This is a genomic window from Catenulispora sp. GP43 (assembly GCF_041260665.1).
Classification (GTDB): Bacteria; Actinomycetota; Actinomycetes; order Streptomycetales; family Catenulisporaceae; genus Catenulispora.
This window is the reverse complement of sequence record NZ_JBGCCT010000002.1, coordinates 243014-267757: the sequence shown is the minus strand read 5'-3', so window position 1 is coordinate 267757 and position 24744 is coordinate 243014. Positions and strand designations below refer to the sequence as shown.

Below are 24744 nucleotides of genomic sequence, written 5' to 3'. Positions count from 1 at the left end.
GCCTGTCCACAAATGTCGGTCATGTCAACTCTAGGGCATTGACAAGCTGGTCGCTGCTTGAGAGCGATGACAACCAGGCTTGCCAAGCGATTACCGGTTGATTACCGGGGCGCTCCATGATTGTTGAGGCCGCTCCGCCGGGAGTCGGCCGCTACATCGCAATAGCCTGACGGAGCAGGCCCCGTCGGCGTTTTATGGGGGGACACATGAAGATCGGCACTCGCATCGCCTCCGCGGTCGGGACGACGGCCATCGCAGTCGCCGGCATCGGCTTCGTGTCGGCCGGAGCGGCGAACGCTACGACGTCCTACGGGATCGTCGAGAACGCCTGGAGTGGCTTCTGCCACGGCTACATGGACGGTGAGAAGTTCGACGACGGCAGCTACAACATCCTCGCCCAATTCCAGGACAGCCTGGGCTCTTACGATCCGAACGAGTGCGGAGGCTGGATCGACCAGTCCGGGGACGGCGGGCGCAGCTGGCACGGGCTCATCGGGTACCAGCACTTCGGCGCCAACGGCGGGAATCCCATCGGATGGGTCAACGACAGCTCCACCGTGATCCGCGTGTGCGTCCAGTCGCGCGCGGACAACACCGCCCGGTGCAGCGGCTGGTGGTAACCAGACCCCGCTGACCGGCACTCCCGGGGGATCGGGGGACCAGGAGGGGGAAACGGCCCTCGGAGAGCGCCGGTCAGCGGCCTTCGGCCGACGCGAGCCGGGCGGCCGCGTCCGCCGACCGCGGGTCGTGCAGCCCTTCCCAGAGCTGGACGGCCTGTCGGAGATGTTCGCGCGCTTCGGTGCGGCGGTCCAAACCGAGCAGGGCGCTGCCGAGGTCGGTGAGGATCTCCGCCTCGCCGATCCGGTTGCCGAAGGAGCGCGTCACCGGAAGCGCCTCCTCCAGACAGCCCAGGGCCGCTGCGAAATCCCCGCGGCGCAGGTGGACAGTGCCGGTATTGGCCAGGGCCACCGAGTCTCCGTCGAGGTCGCCGAGTTCATGCCAGATGGCCCTGGCGGCTTCAAGGTGGAGCAGCGCCGCGTCGTAGTTGCCGAGCCGAGTCTCGAGGACAGCCAGGTTGTTGAGGCAGTTCGCCGCCGCTGGCTTCCGCCCCAGTTGCCGGGCAAGCGCGAGGACTTCCAGATAGTGCGAGTGCGCGTACTCATCGCGCTGCTGCCGCATATAGACGACACCAAGGTTGCTGAGCAGGGCTAACTCGCCCACGGCGTCGCCCGTCGTCTGTCTCAGTTCGAGGGCGGCTCGGAGACAGGCTTCGGATTCCTCAGTTCTTCCCGTCTGTAGGAGTAGCGCGCCGTGCGCGCTTAGCAGACGTGCCTCGGCTTCGACATCGCCAAGGGTGCGCGCGCTCGCCAGGCCGCTGGTGTTAACAGCCGACCACTCCACGTAACGGCAGCTCTGCCGGAGATACCCCAATGCGTAGGCGGGGATGAGCCAGGCCAGCGTGTGCAGCCCGTGCGCGGTGGCCGCCGCGGCGGTGGCGACCAGCGCCGTGGTCTCACGATCGCACCAGGACAGCGCGGCCTCCCGGGTGGCGAACTCCAGGGCGGGATGGCCGGGGTCGGGCGGGGGCAGCTCCGGCCTGCGGCTGTTCGGGAAGAGCGTGCCATCCGCAGCGGCCAGTGACACCAGGGTCCACCGGGCCAAGCGCTCCACCGCCGCGTCTCGCTCGGTCTCGGCCTCCGCTAGGGAACACTCGGCGGCGTAGACCCTGAGCAGATCGTGGAGCCGGTAGCGGCCCGGCAGCGGGTTGTCCAGCAGGCAGGCGTCCACGAGGATTTCGAGCGCTTCCTCGGCCGCTTCCATCGACCTGCCGAACAGCGCTGCGGCAGCCGGCAGGCTGATCTCCGCCGATCCGCACAGTCCGAGATGCCGCAACGCCCTGGCCGGATCCGCGGTTTCCGCGTCGGTCACATGTGACACGCTGCCGGCGACTGTCCACGCACCACTGTCCAGGTCCGCGTAGCTGACCTGGAAGCAGCCCCTCACGGCGACGTCCGCCAACCGCAGCTCGTCCAGCCGACGGCGCTCGTCGGCGAGTCGCGCCGCCAGCGTCGCCATCGGCCACGAGGGACGGCTCGCCAGCCGCGCGCCGGCGATTCGCACCGCGAGCGGCAGTCCGGCGCAGTAGCGGAGCACAACCTCGGTGGCTTCCGGGTCCGCGGCGGCGCGGGCCGGACCGATGATACGGCCGAGCAGAGTTTGGGCCTCGGCAGCGTCCAGTCCGTCCAGATCGAGATGGAAGGCGCCGTCGAGTCCGGGCAGCTTCTGGCGGCTGGTGACCAAAACGGAGCAACTCCCCGTCCCCGGCAGCAATGGACGGACCTGGGCGGCGTCGCGCGCGTTGTCCAACACCATCAGCAGTCTGCGACCGGAGGTCAGCGACCGGAAGGCTGCGGCCTTGGCCTCCTGGCCGAGCGGTATGGCCTGGTCCGGCACCCCGAGGTCACGGAGGAAGCCGGACAGGACGTCGTCGGGATTCCGCGGGGCGGCCTCCCGGCCGCGCAGGTCGACATACAGCTGACCATCAGGGAAGACGTTCTGTAGACGGTGCGCAGTGTGCAGAGCCAGCGCCGTCTTCCCCACGCCGCCCATGCCAGTGATCGCGCAGACCGCCAAGGGACGTATTCTGCTGCCGAACTCGAGGGGCTGATCCAGACTCTCCAGCGCTGCGCACAACTCACGCACTTGCGTCTCGCGACCGGTGAAGTCGGCTATGTCAGCGGGTAGTTGCGCCGGTCCCGGTCGTCGGCCCGCAAGAGGCGGAGCGTCTGCTCCTGTCGTGACCTGGTCGCCACCCGGCTGCGCGCTCGTGTCCAGGATCTGCTGCTGGAGGGCCTGGGCCTCGGCGCTCGGTTCCAGTCCGAGCTGGTCCACCAGGTTGCGGCGCAGCTGCTGGTAGACGTCCAACGCATCCGCCGAACGACCGCCGCGGTACAGCACTTGCATGAGCTGTACATGGAAGGTCTCGACGAGCGGATGTTCTGTCACCAGCACTGAGAGCTGCGTCGCGAGGCCGTCGTGGAGCCCCTGCCGGAGTGCCGCGTCGAAATGCCATTCGAGCACTTCGCGGTGGGTCTCCACCAGGTGTCGGACGTCGAGGTGCACCGCGTCCACCGGCGCGTCGTCCAGCGGGGTCCCACGCCACAACCGCAGCGCCGCACTGCTCGCCCGGCTCACCTCCGGCCAATCCTGCCGCGCTCGCGCCTCCCGCGAGTCTCGTACGAGCGCCGCGAACTCGTCCGCGTCGAGCTCTCCCTCGTCCACGCGCAGGAGATAGCCCGACGGAACGGCCCGCAGCCGGTCCCGCGCCTCGTCTCCAAGCAGCCGACGCAGCTTGCTGACATGGTTCTTCAACGAGGCGGCGGCGGTCGGCGGCGGGGCCCCGTCCCAGAGCACGGTGCGCAGCACCCCGTGCGAGACCGGCCGATTCGCACGGAACAGCAACACGGCCAGCAGCGCCCGGTGCATGGCGCTGCCGATCGCCACCGGCCCGCGGCCGTCGTCGACCTCCAAGGGTCCCAGCAAGCCGAACCGCACCGTACACCTCCCCGCGACCCGCGATGATCCAGGCCGGACGTCTTGATCAAAGCGTAGTCGTCGGTGGGCGCGCGAACGACCCGAAGGGTCCTGACCTCAGCTTCCGCTCGACGCGGAGCCGGTGCTCGTCGCGGCGCTCGTACTGCAACCCACGCTGTCTGTCGGTCTTGGCGGTCGCGTCGCAGCCGTAGAACAGGCGACAGGCCATCTGTGCACGCCTTCCGCCGGAGACCGGGACCAGGGGGCACATGGCTTCATGCGCGCGGTTGCCCACACGTTACTGCGCGGTTGCCGGCCGCATTCGCAGACTCCGGATTGGGGCCGCTGAAGGTCGTCACCGCCCGAAACTCCCGATCCGGTTGCGGCAACCGTGCCACCAGGTCTGCCGGCGGCTCGTGCTCGCTGCCAATGGCATCGACGAATCGCTTGGCATCCGCCGGCCCGAAGCCCTCGCCCGCTTGCCGCGCTGCCCTCAGCGCCTCAAAGCGGCGACCGGCTTGCAGCAGTTCTCGGATCCGAACGTCCAACTCACGCGGCTTGACCTGGCTCCGCACCTTCGCACGGTACTGGTCCTCCCACTCGTTCCCTTCGGCCCCGAACTGCGGATGCACCATGTGCAAGCTGCCGTCCAGGCCGTCGACGAGGAACGGCCCGTGCCCGATCAACAAGTCCCGGAAATCCCGCGTCTCGGCGTATCGCTGGGACTGACAGACGACCAACCAGCCGAACTCGTGAGCCTTCACATCGATGATCACCATCGGCGGACCCAGGACCTCTCGCATTTCTGGGGAGTGCGCCATCCACTGGGCGGCCAGATGCGCCTCCACCACCTCGGTCGCCCACAGACACCCGGGAACCTCCGGCCCGGCAGCCGAACCACAGCACCGTTGCCGCCATCGGAGCGGCTTCTTGCGGGCTCTCCGCTTCCCGGTGATGATCACCGGGTTGTCGGGGTCGTCGTCCAGGGCGGTGAACCCGAGGTCGCCGATCGCGCCGAGCCCGGCGGCGCGCAACTTCGCGCAGATCTTGTTGTGCCTCGCGGCGGTCAGGTCCGAGGCACGGCCGGGTTTGGCCGCCGAGATCCACAGCAGGTTCCCGCGCTCGTCGGTGATCGCGAGGAACAGCAGTCCGTGGGCCTTGTGCTTGCCGGAGTAGTTGCGCCGATTCTGTTTGCCGGTACGGCGTCTGGTGCGCACCAGCGTCAAGTCGATCAGGACCACCTCGCCACCGGATCGGGTGATCGCCGCCAGCGCCCGGTCCAGTCTCGGGGCCTTGGCCGCGAGCAGAGCGATCGTCTCCAGCACCCAGCGGCGCACGGTGGAGGCCGATACGCCGTTGCCGCCGGCCATGTCGGAAAGGCGCTGGTCGTGGCGGGCAGATCATGCCTTGTCGGCCTTGCTCCGTGGTGCGGCGCGGACGTGGATGTGTTCGCCTTGCTTGCCGAACAGGCTGAGGATCTCGACGGGCTGGTCGCCTGCGGGTCCGAACCAGTGCGGAAGCCGGGTGTCGAACTCGGCGGCTTCGCCCGGGCCCATGGTGATGTCGTGGTCGGCCAGGATCAGCCGCATCCGTCCGGACAGCACGTAGAGCCATTCGTAACCCTCGTGGGTGCGGAGTTCGGGTTCGTTCTGTTCGAGCGGGATGATCGCTTTCCAGGCCTGTAGACCACCTGGCTGTCGGGTCAGCGGGACCACGATGCGGCCATGGTGGTTTCGCGGGGTGAACCGGACTCGCGGGTCGCCGACCTCGGGTGCCCCGACCAGCTCGTCGAGGGGCACTTGATGGGCTTGGGCAATCGGCAGGAGCAGCTCGAGGCTGGGTCTGCGTTGTCCGGCTTCCAGCCGGGACAGGGTGCTCTTGGAGATGCCGGTGGCCGCGGCGAGTTCGGTCAAGGTGACGCCCCGTTGGGCTCGCACCCACTTGAGGCGGGGACCTACTTCGGCCAGGGCTGCAGTGATCGCCGGCGAGTTCTCCATACCGTCAGTCCACCACCCCGTTCCCGGAAATGGCAACAGAAGTTGTCAGTTCCGAGCCGCTTGGCGAACTCTGTCGGTGGAGGTGATCGCTATGGAGGCGACGGTCTATGACGTGGTGGTGGTCGGCGGTGGGGCAGCGGGCCTGAGCGCGGCTCTGGTACTGGGTCGGGCCCGGCGCCGGGTCGCGGTGGTCGATTCCGGAGCGCCGCGCAACGCTCCCGCAGCACACATGCAGGGCTTCTTGTCCCTCGACGGCATACCGCCGGCCGACTTCTCGGCCGCGGGACGGGCCGAGGTGACCGGCTATGGCGTCGAGTTGGTCGAGGATCAGGTGGTCGGGATCGATGCCGGGTTCTACGTTCGTCTGGCGGGTGGCCGCGTGTTGAAGGCGCGGCGGATCCTGGTGGCGACCGGTGTCCGCGACGAGCTGCCGGAGATCCCCGGAGTCCGCCAGCGGTGGGGCCGGGATCTCCTGCACTGCCCCTACTGCCACGGGTGGGAAGTCCGCGACCAGCCCATCGGGGTCCTGGGCACCCATCCCGGCTCGGTACAGCATGCGCAACTGGTGCGGCAGTGGTCTGACGACGTGGTCTTCTTCGTCCACACCTATGACCTGACCCCGGCCGAACACGTCCGGTTGGAGGCACGCGGGGTGCGGGTCGTCGGCGGCGAGGTCGCGCGGCTGGTAGTCGAGGACGACCGGTTGACCGGTGTCGAGCTGATCGACGGTCAGGTGGTGGCTCGGACAGCGGTGTTCGTCCGGCCCGGCAACCTGCCTCACGCCGACGGTCTGCTGACCGGCCTGGGTTGCGAGATCGATCAGGCGGGCTTCGTCACTGTCGACGCCACGGGCCGTACCACTGCCTTCGGTGTCTGGGCCGCCGGCAACGTGGTCGATCCGCGCGCCCAGGTGATCACCTCGGCGGGTGCCGGGTCCGCAGCGGCGATCGCGATCAATGCCGACCTTGTGCAAGAAGACGTTGAAACCGCTGTGGAACGCCACCATGCCGCTGGTCGCGTGTTCTCCGCCGCGATGGAGTCCCGCGTCACCCAGGCCGTGCTAGGCGATCGCCGGCACGGGCTCTAGGACCGCCACTTACCCCACGGTTGAGGTGGCCTGCGAGCAGGCCACCTTATTCGCCGCGCCACTAAGAGCGTGGATCTGCCTGACCAAGGAGTCCTTCGCATGTCTGTCCAAAGTCCTGTACTGATTCCCAGCACCCCGCGCCCGGCGCCGTCGCGCGCGATGCTCGCGCTGATGTCGTCGTGCGTGGTGGTGGTGGTCGCGATGGTCGCCGCGATCAACCTGGCCCTGCCCAAGCTGTCGGGCAGCGGGCTGCACCCGAACTCCACGGAACTGCTGTGGATCGTCGACGCCTACATTCTCGTGTTCGGCTGCCTGCTCATCCCCGCCGGAGCGCTCGGTGACCGGATCGGCCGCAAGGGCGTGTTGCTCACCGGCCTGGCCGTTTTCGCGGCCGGCTGCCTGTCCTGTGCCGCCGCGCCGAATATCACGGTTCTGCTAGCCGGGCGTGTGGTCACCGGGCTCGGCGCCGCGCTGGTCATGCCGGCCACCCTCTCGCTGCTCATGCAGGTCACACCGCCCGAACGCAGACCCCACGCCATCGCGACGTGGACAGCTGCGACCGGCGCAGCCGGCGCCCTCGGCACCCTGGGCGGCGGACTCGTTTTGCAGTGGCTGCCCTGGCAGGGACTGTTTCTGGTCATCGGACCGTTGGCGCTGCTGCTCGTTGTCGGGGTGATGCGAGTCGCGCCGCGCGGTGAGCGGCACCCCGCCAGCCTCGACCTGATCGGTACGGTCCTTCTCGCCGCAACCGTCTTCGCGCTCTTGTTCGCCATCATCGAAGGACCGGACCACGGCTGGAGCTCAGTGCTCGTACTGGGCTCGTTCGCCGCCGCGGCACTGCTGTTCGCAGTGTTCATCGCTTACGCCCTGCGCGCGGCGCACCCGATATTCGATCCGCGGGTCTTCGCCATCACCAGGCTGCGGACCGGGACGATCGGCGTGGCGGCCGTCTTCTTCGGCATGTTCGCGCTGTTCTTCGTCAACGCCCAATACCTCCAATACGCCAGGGGATACGCCCCCTTGGCCACCGGCCTGGCCATCCTGCCGCTCCCCGTCGGGATGATCGTGGTCAGCCGACGCAGCCTCGCGATCGCCCGACGATTCGGCACCCGCACCGTTGTCACCAGCGGCATCGTCCTCATCGCAGCCGGTCTCGCAGCGCTGTCCTTCGTCACGTCCGCGACTCCCTACGCGCTCTACGGCCTGGCGCTCCTGGCTATCTCCACCGGCGCGGGGCTCAGCGTTCCCAGCCTCTCCACGGGCATCATGGCCTCGCTCCCGCCGGCCCGCGCCGGCATGGGATCCGGACTCAACAGCGCTGCCCGCGAAATCGGAAGCGCCCTCGGAGTCGCAGTCGTCGGGACCGTTCTCACGAGCCACTTCACCAACGCCCTGCCGGCATCCCTGCAAAAGCTCGCCGGCTCCACCTCGCAGACACTCGGCGCCGCTCAACGACTCGGGACCGCCGTCCACGCCCAAGCTGTCAGTGCCTTCACAGACGCCATGGCAAGCGGCTACCGCGTCATCGCGGCGATCGTCCTGATCGCCGCGGTCGCGGTCGCCGTCTCACTGGGCGACGCGTAAAGGTATCGCCGGACATGGGTACGGCCTTCGCGTGATCAACGCGAAGGCCGTACCCATGGCGTCACCGGCTGGCGTACTCGTCGTGGCGGCGCCACCGGAAGCCGGACTCGTTGCGACCGAGTGGTGCGCGGTCCTGGCGCATCCTCACCAAGGTGCGGATGAACGCCGCCCACGCCGCCACGCTGCCGCGCGCGCTCCTGGTGCTGACCAACGCCGAGATCACCCGCTGACAGACGATCACGAGCGGCGGTCACACCCGCCGACCAGCCCGATCACACCCGACCAGACCCAGGCCACCCCACCCCACCCCACCTGCGAAATCAGGATGAAAAATCCTCAGTGATTGCAGGACCGCGCGGCGGAAGTACGGATGCGCCCGTGGATTGGTCAGCAGGTGTGAGACCGCGGTGTCGCCGGCCGACTCGCCGCCGATCGTGACGTTCTCCGGATCACCGCCGAACGCCCCGATGTTCTCGTGCACCCATGCCAAGGCTGCGAGCTGGTCCTGCACCCCGAGATTCACCGCCTCCGGCAACCCGCCGCCGAGCAGGCCGAAGTGCACCCAGCCCAAGGCACCGAGCCGGTAATTCGGCCGCACCATGATCACGCCGGCCTCGCGGGCCAGGTTCGCGCCGCGCTCCAACGCGAACGAGCCGGAGCTCACCGCGTTGGCGCCCCCGTGGTAGTACACGTAGACGGGCAGGTTGCCGCGCGGCGCCGAGTCGGGTACCCAGATGTCCAGGTAGAGACAGTCCTCTGCCGCGTCGTTGTGCCGGTACGTTGCGTTGGTGCACGGCGGCCAGGCCATGATCCCGGCCACGCCCGGGTCGGTCTCCCGGACCACGCGCTCAACCTCACTCTGGTTGACCGCGTTGAACTGGTACGACGCGGACCCGGACCGGCTCGCGTCGCGGATCCCGGGCCACGGCTCAGGCGGCGCCGGGCTGCGGAAACGTAGTGGCCCGACGGGCGGTGCGGCGAACGGGACTCCGCGATAGGCGGTCACCCCTTCTTCGCGGATCCCGCGAAGCAGCCCGGTCGATAGCCGGGCGAGACCCTGCGCATCCATTGCGTGCATGACTGGCGTCTCCTCACTCGTGCCAAGTTGGCTGTACGTACGGTGTGGGAGATCCTTAAGGACGCCGGCGTCGATCCGTCGCCGGATCGGGCCTCGACCAGTTGGGCGGCGTTCCTGCGTGGTCAGGCCGAGGCGATCCTGGCGTGTGACTTCCTCGAGACGGTGACGCTGTCCGGGCAGCCGCAGTACATCCTGGCCGTCATCGAACACGCGCCACGCAGAATCCGCATCCTGGGCACCACGACACACCCCACGGCTTCGTGGGTCGCGCGGGCCGCCCGGAACCTGGTCATGGATCTGCAGGACGCCGGCAGTTCGATCAGGTACCTGAGTCGCGACCGTGACGGAAAGTTCTGTGCCACATTCGACGAAGTGCAGGCGGATGCCGGTATCCAAGTCGTGCTCACCGGGGTTCGGATGCCGCGGATGAATGCGGTGATGGAGCGCTGGGTCGGCACTTGTCGCCGCGAGTTGCTGGATCGGATGCCGATCTGGAACCAGGCTCATCTGCTGCACGCGCTGCGCGAATTCGAGACCCACTACAACCTGCATCGGCCACACCGCTCGCTGGACCAGGACGCATCACTGCAGCCCGCGCCCGAACCGATCACCAGCAGGGCCGACATCGTCGACCTGAACGTGCGAAGACGCGACCGACTCGGGCGGGATCCTTCACGAGTACGAGCTCGCTGCCAGACCTGCATGGATGGATCGGCACCCACAGCGTTGATCCGCCATGTCCCGCTCGTCAAGCCGCCTGACGCCAAGCGGATTGTCCGACATGCGGAAGGTAGACATGTGGCTGAAAATATCAGACTTTAGGCTGCGGGGCTGTTCGGGTGGTGTATCGACAGCGTTTCGGAGCTGTACGGGCTGATTGTTGCCACGGAATGCCGTAGCCTCCTGGAGTTCGCGTCTCGCCCTCGCTCTTCTTTGGTTAGGGAATGGCTTTGACCTCTGTCTCTTATGACACCACATTGCCGCCACAGATTGGAGCGTCAGGTGTCGGATCTGCGACTGCCGACGTGGGGCGGCGCCCGCAGAATCACCACTTCAGCACGACGGACCTGGTATATGAGCCCGTTCCCGAGCCGGTTGCCGTGGCCGACGGGGGGCCGGATGTCGAGGGCAGGCCCTTGGTGGCAGGTCACGCGCGGGACGAGAGCCACTCGCAGCGCACGCCACGCGCCGGTGTGCTCGGAGTGCTGACCGCAACGGTGTTCGCCGCCCGGCGCCGGCATCCGTGGACGTCGGCGGCGCTAAGAGTCCATGAGCGGTTGGTCGGGCACTATCGTGATCAGGTGGTGCGCCTGAACGGCGACGGTTTGCTGACAGCGCCACACGGCGAGGTAGCCAGTAAGGCATTGGCCGTCGCGCTGGGCGCGTTCGCAATCCAGTGCGATGCCGAGCAATTGTCGGCTAAGGCACTGGCCGCCAGCCAGGAGGCTGTAGCGGTGTATCAACGGCTGGCCGGGGTCCAGCGCGCATACCTCCCCGACCTGGCCAACGCTTTGAAGTATGTCGCCAAATGCTATGACGCCAACGGCCAGACAGCGGAGGCGTTGGCGGCCACGGAGCAGGCTGTCGTCGTTTATCGTCAGTTGGCGAGCACGAGTCCCGAGCTGCACAGCGCCGAGCTCGCCACGACGCTGGGCGCGCTCGCCACACGATGTGAGGCTCAAGGCCGGGCCGCCGAGGCGTTGTTGGCGATCGAAGAGTCCGTCACCGTCTACCGACGCCTGGCCAGCGTCAAACCCGACACCTACATCGCGGAGCTGGCGGCCAGCCTCCACGCGCTGGCCATCCATGCCGCTCGCGCCGGGCGGAATGCCGCCGGACTGGCCGCCGCTGAAGAAGCCGCGACGCTGCGCCGATCGCTGGCCCAAACCGATTCCGAGAAGTACCTGCCCGATCTCGCCGCCTCTCTGCACCTTCTGGCTAAACGCCACGATGCCGCCGGGCAGCCCCAGCGGGCTGTCGTCGCGTTGCGCCAGGCTGTCGTCTGCCATCGGCGCCTGGCCGATAAACACCCGAACGCCTTTTGCCCGGATCTGGCCGCCAGCCTGACGGACCTGCTGATGCGCATGGACCCGGACCAGCCCTCACCCGAGACGTTGGAACTGGCCCAGGAAACCGTCGATGTCCTTCGCCGACTGGCCGCCGACCACACCCTGCGCGACTACCACGTGGACCTGGCGTCGTGCCTTCTGGTCCTCGGCGGGCAACTCCAAGCTGCCGGCCGTGCCGATGATGCCTCGGCCGTCGTCGAGGAAGCAGCCACGTACCTGCGTCAGCTGGCACAGGAAGATCCGGCCGCCCACCGCGTCGACTTGGCGGCCTGTCTGCTGGTGCTGGCCGAGCACCTTGAGGCCGTCGGCCAACCTGACCGGGCGCTGTCCGCCACCGATGAAGCCGCGCGGCACTACCGGCAGATGGCCGCGGACGACCCGACGACGCAGAACGCCGACCTCGCCAATTGCCTGCACATCCTGGCCCTGCGGCTGGCTGAGCGGGGACGCCGTGAAGGCCTCGCGGCGCTGGAGGAAGCCGTCGAGTGCTACCAACGACTCACCGCAGACCAGCCACACAGCTATGGCAGCCAACTGGCCGCCAGTTTGTCCCTGTTGGGCAACTGGTGTGACGCGGTGGGGCAGACGGAGAAGGCCCACACCGCCACCGGCGAGGCCGAACGCCTGTATCGGCAACTGGTCCGTCTCGACCCAGACGCCTACACGCACGACCTGGCCGCGCACCTGCTGACCACCGCCACCCGCGCAACATCGCCCCACAACCTGGAGACCATTCCCATACTGCAGGAAGCTGCCAACCTCTACCGGCGACTGGCGCACGCCCAGCCCGAGGCGTTCCGGGCCCAGCTGGCCGCATGTCTGGTCGCGCTGGCCGACCGGCTCCACGGCGTGAGCCACTGGGCTGACGCCTTGTCCGCCATCGAGCAATCCATCGCCTTGTATCGGCAACTGGCCGACACCGATCCGGCTGCCTACCGGCCCCTGCTCGCCGCCAGCTTGCACGGCATGGCCCGCCAACTCGGACCGCACGCACGACTGATTTCCCTCAATGAAGCAGCCGCGATCTACCGCAGTCTTCCGGACACCCACCGGCAAGGCCTCGCAGCCACCTTGCACACCCTGGCTGCAGCCTATGAAGAACTCGATCGAACACAGTCAGCAGCCACCGCTCGCGCCGAAGCCAACGCCATCAACGAGCAGCGTCGCGAACGCTCCGTGGCTGTGGAGTAGCCGAGGTCGCCGATGCGGTGACGGTTCCTGCTTCGACGTCGTGCGACCCTGTCAGCGCCGACTGGAACGGCGCAAGGCTCCGGTGAAGCCGGCGGAGTCGGCGTCGACCAGCTGTGTACACGCGTTTAGTCTCATTTCAGCCGCCAGGCCAGTCCGGGTAGCTGGCAGGACTGTGGTAGGTGACCTCGGTGTCCATGTCGGCGCCCGCCGCGGCGGCGATCCGCCTCACGTCACGCCACGAACGCGCCTGCTTGAACTGATCTCCCACGACGACCAGCCCGTAGCCCTTTTCCGGTTCGTACGGGCCGACAGCCATCTTGATGCCCATGCATCAAGTAATTTATATCTTCAGCCTTCAGTGCACCGCTGTTCGGGGGAACTCCCGGTGCGCTGCCCTTCATTCCGGCTCCAGGAGGCCCAGCGGCACCTTTTTCGGCCCGGGCGGACGTGACCCTCTGATGCTCCCCGCAGGCAGTGGAAGAGGGGCGCAGACGCCCGCCGGGACGCCGGGTCAACCGGGCGGCCAAATCCTCGTCCACCCCCTTCCGATGCTGGTACACGTTTCGATCCACTCACCCTGAGGCACGCTCCGGCTGACCACTATCCACAATCTGGGGTCGCCGCCGAAACTCGGGCCGGTCAGGACTGTTGCAGCCATGGCCGTGAGGTTGGCGGTCGCCCACTCCCGCCACGGCCTGGCATCGTCGACATCGACGGTGATCCGGTATCTGCGGCCCAGGTGCGTGTGGGGTAGCGATTGGATGTACATCGAAGCTGTGAAATGGACGAGCGGCAGCGTGCCGTCATCCCACAGGCTGAAGGCGGGATCGATCGCTTTGGCGGAAACGATGCCTAACCAGGCGTCCGTAAAATGATAGAGGCGCACTACCCCATCTTCGTGGATGAATGCCCTGGTATTTCCGAAGACACGTGCGTTTGCAGGCGGGGATGCGCTCGCCGATGCCTTTGCCGGTCGAAAGCGGCTCTTCGAGCGTGGTCGTGCTCGCTCGGTAGGCGGCGTCAGGGCCGTGGTGAACGTCGGCGGTATCCGCGTGTGGGCTACTCGCGATCTGCTGCGGCGTGGACTGTCGGATCAAGAGTGTGGCTCATCGCGCTGAGTACGCGGATCACAGCCTGTATGTCGTGGGGGTCGACGGAGCGCAGCGTGGTGCCGCGTTCCCGCTCGAATGCCTCATCGCCGCGGCGTAGCAGTTCGGTGTCGGCCGGAGTCAGGGTGACGACGTTTTCGCGGCGGTAGTGCTGTGCTGTCTCGACAGTTGCAACACGTGCGGCGTTCAGCGCCGGGGTGCGCGAGTTCGGCGATGTCCTCGACGGCCTGGGCGTAGTCGTTTGGGCGAACAAGTGTCAGCCCCAGATGGCTGTAATCCGTTGTTCCCTAACACGGCCATCGCTGCCTCCTGGACTGACTGATCAACTACAGCCAACAGGTCATCATGAACGGACCGAGTTACTGACCCGACAAGCAACCCAAGAGCGCCGCCGCCAAGGAGGACTCACCAAGAACAAGTAGACACGACAGGCCGAGACCCCGGCCCATTACGTGACGCGAGGGCCGGGGAATAACACCATGGTTCACACCATTCGCTCCCCACTCGAAAACGAGCGGGAGCAGAGCCGCTTAGAGGATGCCCGTCAGCAGAGCGCTGAGGGCGGCTACGAGGCTCTCCACAAAGGTGATAATCATGCCGGTACTCCTTTCTTGAATCTGGATGTCCAGTCGAGCTTTGCGTGCTCCGCACGGGGGCCTCCCCTCGGTTTGTCCCGGCTATGCGGCGATGCGTCCATATGAGTGTCTATGAAGAACGCGAACGCGTACGGGCCCGTCAAAGCAACGGTCCCAGCCCGCGAACGGTGCTGCGGGTCAAGGTCGAACGGGACGGGCGAAGGCCGCTGGAGGCAGTCTGGGGCGGGTCTGGCTCACAAGAGATTCGGCGTCAGGACCGCCCTCAATGACAATCCTGTGGGATACAGTAAAGGCCAACCTCAATGACTCAAGGGTCACAGATCTCTTATTCAATCCCGGGTGTGCACGGCAGGGTCGCAAGACGTCTCCAGCAGGTGGTGTACGCGCTGGTCCAGGGCCAGTCAGCGGGGATGCGCAGGATCGCATCGCGGGCGTGATGCACCAGTCGGCCTGGGCGAGTTCGACGGACGCCCGGATGCGGCAGCGGCGGGCCCGGGAGGTCCAGCGTTCACGACACGATCTTGAGCCTCCGCCACCTCGGGGAACCGTCACCGTGTCACCAAACTTTCGGACCCGTGGTCGCCGGATAGATCACCGACAGGGTCCTGAACTGCGACGATCCTGGGTCCGAACCGGCTGTGTGCCTGCGAACTGCCGAACCCGGGCGATACGGCCCATCTCTACCGGCGCCTGAGCCATGCGTCCGGAGTACCGGCCGTTTGAGGCGTCGAAGCCTAGGGGAGTACCCGGTAGTAAATGTACGATTTAGCCATGTAAGATATAGTATCTTCTTCAAGGGGCCGTTGATGCTCACTAGCGATTTCGTTCCCACGGTCGAAAAGTCACTAGTGGAACTGCTCACCCAGCGGGCACAGTCCCGACCACATGAGCGGGCATTCACCTTCGTGGATTTCCCTCATCTTGAATCCGCCGGTTCCCACCGTACGCTGACCTGGCACCAGCTCGACATTCGGGTGCAGGCAGTGGCCGCTCAAGTAGCGCAGAGCGCGAATCGGGATGACCGCGTGGTTTTGCTATTACCGCAAGGGTTGGACTATGTTGCCGCTTTCCTTGGGTGCCTGCGGGCCGGCGTGGTGGCGGTGCCGCTGTTTCCCCCGGATGCTGCCGGCCATGCGGATCGTGTGGCCTCCGTGCTCGATGACTGCGAACCAGCCTGCGCCCTCGTAGCCGCCGACGAAACGCAGGAGAATCGGACGTTCCAACGGACGGCGGAGTCCCGCAAGATTCCACTGATTCCGGTCACAAACGGAAGCGCGACCCTCGACTCTCGAGGTCAGATGCCCGGTATCGTAGGCGACCCCGCGTTCGGGATATCGGATACCAGTTTGGATAGTCTCGGATACTTGCAATACACCTCTGGGTCTACCCGGGCTCCCGCTGGTGTGATGATCAGCCATCGCAACGTTGTCGCTAATGCGCTCCAGGCGCTTTCATGTCTTGGCACACCTCTGCCACAGTTGACCACCGTGAGCTGGCTGCCCATGTTCCACGACATGGGCCTGATGCTCGCCATCGTGGCCCCGATCGTCGGAGGGCTACCTTCTGTGCTGATGGATCCCGTTGCGTTCCTGCAGAAGCCGGAGCGATGGTTGCGTTTGCTCGGCCAGTATCCCGGAGTCGTCTCAGCCGCGCCGAATTTCGCATACGACTATTGTATGGCGAAATTCGACCATGAACAGATTGGGGATCTGCGGCTCGACCGGGTGAAGATGCTGATCAACGGAAGCGAGCCCGTCATGCCAGGCACCGTAAGCCGTTTCCAGCAGACTTTCGGCCCAGCGGGCCTGCGCCCAGAGGCACAGCGCCCATCGTACGGCCTGGCGGAAGCTACCGTGTTCGTCACGACCGGTGTTGGAGATGAACTCCCAGTCAGCGTTGCCTGCCTTCGCGATCGGCTGGTCGAGGGCCGCATCGAGCCGGTCGCTCTGGGGACGGATGTGCATCCAGACGGCACGGACACGATCACGACGTTGATGAGCTGCGGTGTTCCCGTCGGTCAGGAACTACGGATCATCGATCCGCGTACCCGGTCCGTGCTTCCTGATGGCGACGTGGGTGAGATCGCGGTACGAGGCCCAAACGTCGGCCTGGGGTACTGGAAGCGCGCAGAGGAGTCGGCCGAGACGTTTGAAACGCTCGTGCACGGTACCGGTAGCAAGCCCTGGCTGCGCACGGGTGACCTCGGGGCGATCCATGAGGGGCGACTGCTGGTGAGCGGCCGCCTCAAGGATCTACTGATCGTGAACGGCCGCAACCACTACCCGCAGGACATCGAGGAAACGGTGCGGGCGGCTCTGGGCGCTTTCCGCAACGAGCGGATCGCGGTGTTCTCCGTTCCCGGGGAGGGCGGAGAAGAGGTTGTCGCGGTTGCCGAGCGGCGTCGCGACAAGACCCCACAGGGCGCCGAACGGGCCGAACTCGAAGGCACGGTACGCAGCCGAGTCGCCATGGTTCACGGACTGCGGCTCGAAAGGCTCGTGCTGGTCCGCCCCGCAACAGTCCCACGAACATCCAGCGGCAAAGTCGCACGCGGCGAGTGCCGCACTGCATTTCTTTGTGGACACTACGACGCCCCCCAAGAGTCGGCAAGCTGACCTCGCACAACCCCAACAACGAAGTGGGGTTCGAGATGTAAAGAGCACGAGAGAAGGATGTCTTCCCATGCGGAATCCGGATCTAGGGGCCGAGGTACGCGAGCTCGTCCTACGGCGACTGCACGAATGGCACAAGATCGATCCGGCATCGGTCGCACCTGGCAGGCCGCTCGCAGAACAAGGCGTGAATTCGAGCGATGCAGTAGCACTCGCCGCAGGGCTGTCGGAGCTTGCCGGGGTCTCCTTTCCGGCGACGCTCCTGTGGGAGGTTTCGACGCTCGACGAGTTGGCGCACTTCGTCAGTGAGTCAGCCGAGGCCGCGGGCCAGGCGCGGCGATCCGAGTCCTCGAGTTCGGGCCTCAAAGCCGGGGCCGTCCAGATCGCTGTGGTCGGCATCGGCTGCCGCCTGCCCGGGGCCGCCTCGGCCGAGGAGTTCTGGCAGATGCTGGCCGAGGGCTCGGACGCGATCACCACGCTGCCTGAAGGCCGGTGGGACGCGTTCGCCTCGTGTGGCGATCCCGTAGCCGCTGGTGTCAGCATGCGCGGAGGCTTCCTCGACGACGTCGCCGGCTTCGACGCGGAATATTTCGGCATCGCGCCGAGCGAGGCCGTTGCGATGGATCCCCAGCAACGCATCCTGCTGGAGGTGGCACATGAGAGTCTGGATCATGCCTCGATCCCCGCGAGCTCGCTGGCCGGTACGCGGACTGGGGTATTCATCGGCGTCAGCGGCAACGAATACGCGCACCTGACTACTTCCACTCTCGATAGCGTCGAGGCGTGGACCGCGCCGGGAGTGGCGCTGAGCATCGTGGCGAATCGACTGTCCTACATGCTGGACCTGCGCGGCCCCAGCCTCGTAGTGGATACGGCGTGTTCCTCTTCGCTGGTCGCGGTGCACCAGGCGGTCTCTAGCCTCGTCAACGGCGAGTGCGATACCGCACTGGCGGGCGGGGTGAACGTCCTGCTTTCCCCGATGGTCACACTGGGCTTCCAGCGCGCCGGCGCGCTTGCGGCGGACGGCCGATGCAAAACCTTCGACGCTGCGGCGGACGGCATGGTGCGCAGCGAGGGCTGCGCTGTCGTTGTCCTTAAGCGGCTTGCGGACGCGGAACTGAATGCGGACCGCGTACTGGCCGTGATTCAAGCCAGTGCTGTCAACTCGGACGGCCGTTCCAACGGGCTAATGGCTCCCAACGGCGCATCTCAGCGGGCGTTGCTGTCGGAGATTTACGCCAGAGACGGCGTCACTGTGCCGACGGAAGTCGACTATGTCGAGGCGCACGGTACAGGCACGGCGCTCGGAGATCCGGTGGAGGTAGGGGCGCTGGGCGCCGCAATGGGCTGCGGTCGCGACCCGGACCGACCGCTCCTGATCGGTTCGGTCAAGACCAACCTGGGCCATCTCGAGGCCGCAGCCGGGATTACGGGGTTGGTCAAGACCGTCCTGGCGCTCCATCACAGCGAGCTCCCACCGATCCTGCATTTCGAACGACCCAACGGCCACGTCGACTTCGACGCCCTTGGCCTGCGGGTGGTCACCCGGCCCGAGCCCTGGCCGCGCTATTCAAGCCGTGCGACGGCGGGTGTATCGGCGTTCGGCTTCGGCGGCACCAACGCGCATGTGGTGCTTCGAGAATATGAACCCTCTGTGGTTTCCTCTGCCACATCTAATGTCATGGCGCCGGCTGTGATCGCCCTCGGCGCGCAGTCAGCCGGTCGCCTGCGGGAGGCCGCGGGCGACCTTGCCACCTGGCTGGATTCGCCGCACGCGACCAGGGCGCGCCTCCATGATGTCGCGCACACGCTTCTAGGGCGCCTCGGCACCGGCCGGTACCGGGCCGCAGTCGTTGCACGCAGCGGCGAGCAGGCTGCCGAAGCCCTGTCGCGACTCGCGGCAGACGAACCACACGCGGGCTACGTCGAATGTGACACAGATGGTACTGACGGTGCCACGCCCGGTACGGTCTGGGTTTTTTCGGGCTACGGTTCGCAATGGCCTGGCATGGCTCAGCGCCTGCTCGACGAGGAGCCCGTCTTCGCTTCAGCCGTCGATGCGGTGGAGCCCGTGCTCGAACGGTACGCGAGCTTCTCGCTGCGGGACATCCTTGCCACCGGCGCCGCGGTAACCGAGCCCGCGGTCGCGCAGCCGACGCTCTTCGGACTCCAGGTGGCGCTCGCCGCCCTGTGGCAGTCCTATGGCCTGCGGCCAGCCGCCGTGATCGGGCACTCCATGGGAGAGATCGCTGCGGCCGTCGTCGCTGGAGCTCTGTCGCTCGAGACCGGCGCCAGTATCATCACCTCGCGCTCCCGACTACTCGGTGGTCTGACAGGCGGGGCCATGGCCGTCGTAGGCTGGTCTGAGGAGCGGGCCACGCACTCCGCCAGGGACTTGGAGAGCATCAGAATCGCTGTCCACTCGTCCCCAACACAGGTCGTGGTCGCAGGATCGGCTGCAGACGTCGCGTCACTGACCTCCCGCGCCGAGCGCGCCGGAGCGACGGTAGGCATGCTGGACATCGCGGCGGCCAGCCATACAGAACACGTCGAGCCCATCTTGCAGACTTTCGCGACGGAGCTCGGCACAATCAAGTGTCAGGATCCGACGTGCCGGTTCTACCCGACCGCCGCCCAGCACCCGCGCGACACCGGTCCCCTCGACACCAACTACTGGGTGCGCAACCTACGCGCGCCAGTACGCTTCCACCAAGCGATTGCCGCAGCGGCGGAGGACGGTCATCGAGTCTTCGTCGAGATCTCACCACACCCGACCCAACTGCACCCCATCGCCGAGACGCTTTGCGCAACAGGGGTCAAGGACACGCTGCTGCTGCCCACGTTGCGCCGCGGTGTGGACGAGACGGTGGGATTTCGCCTCTCGCTGAGCGCCCTATTGCTCCGCGGCAATTTGGAACCGGTCCCTGGCAGACGGCCACTCCACCCCGGCGCGCGGATCATCGACGTGCCCTCTGTCCGTTGGCGCCACCGTACGTACTGGGCCGGCGCTCGGCAGAGCCACCCAGCCCCAGACGCCGACGATGTACTGCGGAACTCCCCAGCAGCGCAGCAAGCGTTGAGCCCGATTGACCACATCAGGGCTTGTGTCGCGCAGGTCATGGGCTACACGCCATCAAGCATCGACGACCACACAAAGCTGACCGAACTCGGCCTCGACTCGCTTCAGGCCGCACGTATCGTGGTCATCATCAAACAGGAGTTCGGTGTCCAAGTTCTGCCCCGGCTACTCCTCGACGCAGGTACCGTGGCTCGCGTCGCCGACCACCTCAAGACAGTGGCGCCGGCATCCGCATCGCACGGCTGCAAGCCGCAACCGCGCGACATGACCGAGCGATTGATCGCGCACGCTTGGCAGACCGTCGGCGGCAAGCCGCCAGCCGGCGTCGATGACGAATTGACCGGCTTGCGCCTGGAGCCGCGCTTGGCGACTGAGCTCTCTCGCGCTATCGGCACGAGCATCGGACGCCCCATCGAGATTCCAAGCCAGGCGGATTCGCCCGTCACTATCGCGTCTCTCGCTGACTGGCTGCGGCCCTTGGTGGAAACGCCGGTGGAAGGCAACATCCGTGCACTGCGTCCCAGTGGAACCTGTCCTCCGCTTTTCCTCATTCATCCTGCCGGAGGTTCCTCCGCGGTATATCGGCCGCTGTGCAGCCGCCTCACAGCAGAACAGCCCTGCTTCGGGCTCGAACCGCTAACCCATGTCACCGATGTCGGAGAGCGTGCTGCAGAATACGCACGCCTGATCCAGGAATGTCGCCCCGGAGGACCGTGGGTTCTTGGTGGGTGGTCTTATGGCGGAATCGTAGCGCAAGAGACCGCGCGGCTTCTGGCGGACGACGGCGAGGTCAGAGCCCTGCTGCTTATCGATAGCGTGCTACCGCTGCCTATCCTGGATGCCAGCCCGGAGCAGATCACGCGCACTCGATATGAGGCCTTCGCCGCCTATATTCGTGACACGTATGGGGCCGACCTGGCGCTACCGTATAACGAACTGGCCGCGATGGACGAATTGCAGCAGATTGACCTGATCATGGGTCTTCTTGAGAAAACGATGGCTCTGCCGCCATCTATCCTCAAACACCAACGCGATTCTTACATCGACACGTGCAGCCTGGAGCGGCACATTCCAGCCGTTTACCACGGACGTACCATCCTATACCGAGCGAGCCAGCCGGCCCCCCACACCGTTTCCGACCCGCGCTACCAGAGGGACGATAAGGCCCTCGGATGGGATGAGTGGTGCACTGACCTGGCAGTGGCTTCCGTGCCGGGACACCATCTTGCCTTGCTCGATCCGCCCGTCGTCGATGTTCTGGCCGACTTGCTCACCGCCGACCTTCTACATGCTGAACAGGACTTGGCTCCCGAAGGCTCGTCGCGCCGACGCTAGAGGGCGTCTCCGCCGATATTCGCCCAGCTCGAGGCCTATGCAGCGAGCTGATTCTTCGAGTTGGAAGAAGCCCAGCACTCCGAGTTCAGAGCACGACGGCATTCATTGTGCGAAGCGGTTCTGCACGACACGAGGACTACCTAGATATGGATGAAGACACCGCGGTCGTGCAATCTGTGACCGAACCGGTCTCGCCGGAATCAGAGCCGTCGGCATCACGCCGCAGACTCATTCGCCGAGGAGAATCGGTTGCCACGGTTCGCTCCGGCCCACGTTCGGCCGTGGTGGTCAACCCTGCTTTCACGAGGCTATGGGTCGGGCAGGTCGTGTCTGGGGTCGGTGACCAGCTTGCACTGACGACCATGGTGCTGTGGATGGGTGCAACGCTGCTGCGTGGCGAGAGCGTCGCACCTGCGGCGGTCGCCGGATTGATAGTCGCCGAGGCGATCACAGTGTTGATCGTCGCTCCTATCGCAGGAGTTTTCGTAGATCGCTGGGACCGGCGCCGCATCATGCTGGCCACTGACTTGGTCCGGGCTGGGCTGTTTGCAGGCCTTGCCTTCGTCGTGTCAATGGGCGCGAGCACTCGGGTGTCAATCGTGCTCTTATATGCCGTGACGGTGGCATCGTCGGCGGCGGCCCGATTCTTCCTCCCGGCTCGCGCCGCGTACGTTGCGGACATCGTGCCGAAGACCAACGCGAGGGTGCGAGCCTCAGGAATCGGCCAAGCCACCGACGCCGCGGCGATCATCACCGGGCCGCCGCTCGCCGCACCCTTGCTGTTCTTCGCAGGACCGCAGTGGGCTCTGGGGCTCAACGCAGCTTCGTTCCTTCTCTCATTCACTGCTGTGCGTGGCATTCACGTACCGGCGGCTGCACGACCGACTGCGGACGAGTCGTGCACTCGAGCCTCGAGCTTCCGAGAAGAAGTCAGCGCCGGATTGCGGTTCATCTTACGAAACCGGGAATTGGCTGTGCTCACGGTCTCCATCGTGGTCAGCACGCTGGGATCAGGAGCGCTCAGCGCGCTTGGCGTGTTCTTCACCACCCGCAACCTGCACGCAGCGGCGAGCTTCTATGGCCTGCTCGGGCTCTCCCTCGGGACAGGAGTGGTGGCGGGAGCGCTGGCCAGCGGAGCGCTGGCCGCACGTTACGGTCCAGCGCGGGTCATCAGCGGAGGGCTGCTATCTGCTGGGCTACTGGTAGCTGTGTATGCCAAACAGGGCAGCAGTTGGCCCGCACTAGCTGTACTCGGCATGCTCGGCGTGCCTGTGGGTGTGCTGAACTCCCTCATCGGCTCGATGCTGCTGGCCGTCACGCCACGCGAACTGCTCGGCCGAGTCAACGCGACGATCAGCCCGGTCCAGCAAGTCGCCAGCCTTGTGTCAGCGCTGGCCGCCGGCTGGCTTGCCAGCAGCGTGCTAGTGGGGATGGATGAGGATATCGGCGGCCTTCACTTCGGACCGATCGATACGATCTACTTCATCAGCGCCTTGCCCATCCTGGCTGGAGGCGTCTACGCCATGATTGCACTGCCTCGCGCGCGTCCTGAAGCGAATTCGTGATGCACTTAGCTCTACGTCTAACCTCAGGAATTGATCAACGCTCTGCTCTTGGTTCTGGAACCAGGCTGAGACTACCGGTGGGCGAGGAATGAGGGGTATGCCGCGGCCGAGCCGTTCACCTACCGTTCGGCGCGAGCGCTAGTCGCCGGCACCGGGCGGGAGATGGCGCGCAACGTTGCGATCGGCGATCTGACGGTGGCCACCGGGTTGCGGCTGGCGAGTTCACGCACTTGTTGCCGTCGGGGATCCCGGTGCTGCCGCTGGAACCGACGGCCGTGCCGATTCCGCTTCCGGGCCCTGGCGGGATCGCCAAGGGCCAGAAGGCGCGGACGACGTGAGCCTCTTATGTGGCCTTGGCGTCGGTCCCCGATTACCTGGGCCTGAACCGGGAGGCAGCGACGGTCGTCTCGTCGTGGCGTCCGCCGCGACGGTGGGATGAGCCGTTGCTAGTGATAGGGCCGGATGCTCGAGGCGGACAGATCACAGAGTCCGTTGGTCGTGGGCGTCGCTGACTATTGCCGAGCGGCGGCGTCTGATCGTGCCGGACGGAGGCTCGTATCTGCTCTGCCGGTGAAGAACGGCGGCGGGCCGTTCACTGCCTGAGCCATGGTGCTCGAGCGCACGTGCGACCGGATCCGGGCCTGGTTCGAGCCCAGGTTCGGTATGTGAAGCCCCACCAGCTGCGCACCGCTTCTCTATGCGAGCTTTGGAATTCCTGGCCACCGGCCACTATCGGCAGGCCGCGAGCTGGTGCTCGACACGGACTCGGACACCGCTGGTGTTCTATCTGTCCAAGGCCTACCCGCTGCTGGTGCTACGTGCCACCACCATCGCGTTCCGGCCGACCCTGGAATGGCGCCGAGAAGAAAGGGCATGCGGGCCGCCAGAAGATCTTCGACGGACTCCTCGGCCGCCTCGATCAGACGAGCGCGCTTCCCGGCCCATCACCACGTCGCATGACACGATCAAATTTCGTCCTCTTACATCTCTCCTAGCGGCAGTTCATGCTAATACGCTTCATACCATGACAACGAGAACCTTCATGGTGACCGGGGCGTCAAGTGGGATTGGACGGGCCTGCGTTGATGAGTTGGTGCGCACGGGTGCTCACGTGTGGGCCACGGTACGTTCCGACGCGGACGAGAAGGCGATTCTGCGGGATCACCCGAGGGCGGTCCGGGTACTGCGAATGGACCTTTCCGATCCGGATTCGGTGCGCGCCGCTGGGGAGCAGGTGGTGGCGAACGGCCCGCTCGACGGCCTGGTCAACAACGCCGCCACGCCCATGCCGGGACCGCTGGAGTACATGCCGCTCGCCGACTTTCGAAGACAGTTGGAGATCAACCTGACCGGTCACCTGGCAGTGACTCAGGAGGTACTCCCCGCGCTGCACTTGGCCGCACAGCAGGGCAGGTCAGCGCGCATTGTGCAGGTGGGTTCGATCATTGGCCGAATCGCCGGAACCACCCACGGTCCCTACCAGATCTCGAAGTTCGGCGTCGTGGGCCTGACCGACAGCCTACGCGCCGAGCTCGCGCCGTTCGGCATCAAGGTCGTGCTGATCGAACCCGGTGCCGTCGCGACGAAGACGTGGACCAAGATGGCGGCTGCCTTCGCCGAACTCCAGGACACCCTGCCAGCCGCCGCACAAGAAAAATACGCATATCAGATTGCCACAGCACGGACAGCAGCCAGGCGCACCGCGCAGCGTGGCTTATCCCCGAGCCGCCCCGCGAAGGTTATCGTTAAAGCGCTGACTGCCCCTCACCCCAGACCCCGATACCTGGTGGGTCTCGACGCTCACCTCGGAGCCCTGGCCGCCAGATTGCCGGATCGGCTGCGATACCGACTAACCGCCGCCAAGGCGTGATCCCGGCTACAGCCACGCGGTCGCAAACGGTTGCGAGA

Annotated in this window: 16 protein-coding genes; 9 read left to right on the top strand and 7 right to left on the bottom strand. The window is 66.2% G+C overall.

Annotation, left to right across the window (positions count from 1 at the left end; genetic code table 11):
• The first annotated feature begins 206 nt into the window (after positions 1-206).
• Complete coding sequence (locus tag ABH926_RS04815; RefSeq protein WP_370364107.1) at positions 207-620, top strand: hypothetical protein; 414 nt, start codon at positions 207-209, stop codon at positions 618-620.
• Positions 621-693: 73 nt separating this feature from the next.
• On the opposite strand, the gene ABH926_RS04810 is transcribed toward ABH926_RS04815, so the two are convergent.
• The 3 genes from ABH926_RS04810 to ABH926_RS04800 form a co-directional block, all read right to left on the bottom strand.
• Complete coding sequence (locus tag ABH926_RS04810; RefSeq protein WP_370364106.1) at positions 694-3531, bottom strand: tetratricopeptide repeat protein; 2838 nt, start codon at positions 3529-3531, stop codon at positions 694-696.
• A gap of 278 nt (positions 3532-3809) precedes the next feature.
• Positions 3810-4904 carry a transposase family protein gene (locus tag ABH926_RS04805; RefSeq protein ID WP_370364105.1) on the bottom strand — a complete coding sequence of 365 codons (1095 nt, stop codon included), beginning with the start codon at positions 4902-4904 and terminating at the stop codon, positions 3810-3812.
• A gap of 30 nt (positions 4905-4934) precedes the next feature.
• Positions 4935-5531, bottom strand: coding sequence for a helix-turn-helix domain-containing protein (locus ABH926_RS04800; protein ID WP_370364104.1), 597 nt, complete (start codon positions 5529-5531; stop codon positions 4935-4937).
• Between the two features lie 91 nt (positions 5532-5622).
• On the opposite strand from ABH926_RS04800, the gene ABH926_RS04795 reads away from it, so the two are divergent.
• Both ABH926_RS04795 and ABH926_RS04790 read left to right on the top strand, forming a co-directional pair.
• Positions 5623-6618, top strand: coding sequence for an NAD(P)/FAD-dependent oxidoreductase (locus ABH926_RS04795; RefSeq protein WP_370364103.1), 996 nt, complete (start codon positions 5623-5625; stop codon positions 6616-6618).
• Positions 6619-6717: 99 nt separating this feature from the next.
• Complete coding sequence (locus tag ABH926_RS04790; RefSeq protein WP_370364102.1) at positions 6718-8202, top strand: MFS transporter; 1485 nt, start codon at positions 6718-6720, stop codon at positions 8200-8202.
• A 250-nt stretch (positions 8203-8452) separates the two neighbouring features.
• On the opposite strand, the gene ABH926_RS04785 is transcribed toward ABH926_RS04790, so the two are convergent.
• On the bottom strand, positions 8453-9280 hold the full coding sequence (locus ABH926_RS04785; protein ID WP_370364101.1) for a carboxylesterase family protein: 828 nt from the start codon (positions 9278-9280) through the stop codon (positions 8453-8455).
• Between ABH926_RS04785 and ABH926_RS04780 the strand changes: the two genes are divergently transcribed.
• Positions 9275-10102, top strand: coding sequence for an integrase core domain-containing protein (locus ABH926_RS04780; RefSeq protein WP_370364100.1), 828 nt, complete (start codon positions 9275-9277; stop codon positions 10100-10102). The two genes, ABH926_RS04785 and ABH926_RS04780, sit on opposite strands and share 6 nt — an antisense overlap.
• 380 nt (positions 10103-10482) lie before the next feature.
• Positions 10483-12540 carry a hypothetical protein gene (locus ABH926_RS04775; RefSeq protein ID WP_370364099.1) on the top strand — a complete coding sequence of 686 codons (2058 nt, stop codon included), beginning with the start codon at positions 10483-10485 and terminating at the stop codon, positions 12538-12540.
• Positions 12541-12676: 136 nt separating this feature from the next.
• Here ABH926_RS04775 and ABH926_RS04770 read toward each other — a convergent pair whose 3' ends face one another.
• The 3 genes from ABH926_RS04770 to ABH926_RS04760 form a co-directional block, all read right to left on the bottom strand.
• A complete protein-coding gene (locus ABH926_RS04770; RefSeq protein ID WP_370364098.1) occupies positions 12677-12868 on the bottom strand; it encodes a hypothetical protein in 192 nt (63 codons plus the stop codon).
• A 183-nt stretch (positions 12869-13051) separates the two neighbouring features.
• Entirely contained in the window at positions 13052-13426 is a 375-nt protein-coding gene (locus tag ABH926_RS04765; RefSeq protein WP_370364097.1) for a hypothetical protein, read from the bottom strand.
• 173 nt (positions 13427-13599) lie between these two features.
• Positions 13600-13902 (bottom strand): hypothetical protein, encoded by a 303-nt coding sequence (locus ABH926_RS04760; protein ID WP_370364096.1) that lies wholly within the window; start codon positions 13900-13902, stop codon positions 13600-13602.
• 1149 nt (positions 13903-15051) lie between these two features.
• Between ABH926_RS04760 and ABH926_RS04755 the strand changes: the two genes are divergently transcribed.
• The 4 genes from ABH926_RS04755 to ABH926_RS04740 all read left to right on the top strand — a co-directional run bounded on the left by ABH926_RS04755 (position 15052) and on the right by ABH926_RS04740 (position 24706).
• A complete protein-coding gene (locus ABH926_RS04755; protein ID WP_370364095.1) occupies positions 15052-16860 on the top strand; it encodes a fatty acyl-AMP ligase in 1809 nt (602 codons plus the stop codon).
• A gap of 67 nt (positions 16861-16927) precedes the next feature.
• Complete coding sequence (locus tag ABH926_RS04750; protein ID WP_370364094.1) at positions 16928-21271, top strand: beta-ketoacyl synthase N-terminal-like domain-containing protein; 4344 nt, start codon at positions 16928-16930, stop codon at positions 21269-21271.
• A gap of 146 nt (positions 21272-21417) precedes the next feature.
• Entirely contained in the window at positions 21418-22836 is a 1419-nt protein-coding gene (locus ABH926_RS04745; RefSeq protein ID WP_370364093.1) for an MFS transporter, read from the top strand.
• A 1024-nt stretch (positions 22837-23860) separates the two neighbouring features.
• The gene (locus ABH926_RS04740; protein ID WP_370364092.1) at positions 23861-24706 is read left to right on the top strand and encodes an SDR family NAD(P)-dependent oxidoreductase; all 846 of its coding nucleotides are present in this window, start codon (positions 23861-23863) and stop codon (positions 24704-24706) included.
• Positions 24707-24744 lie beyond the last annotated feature (38 nt).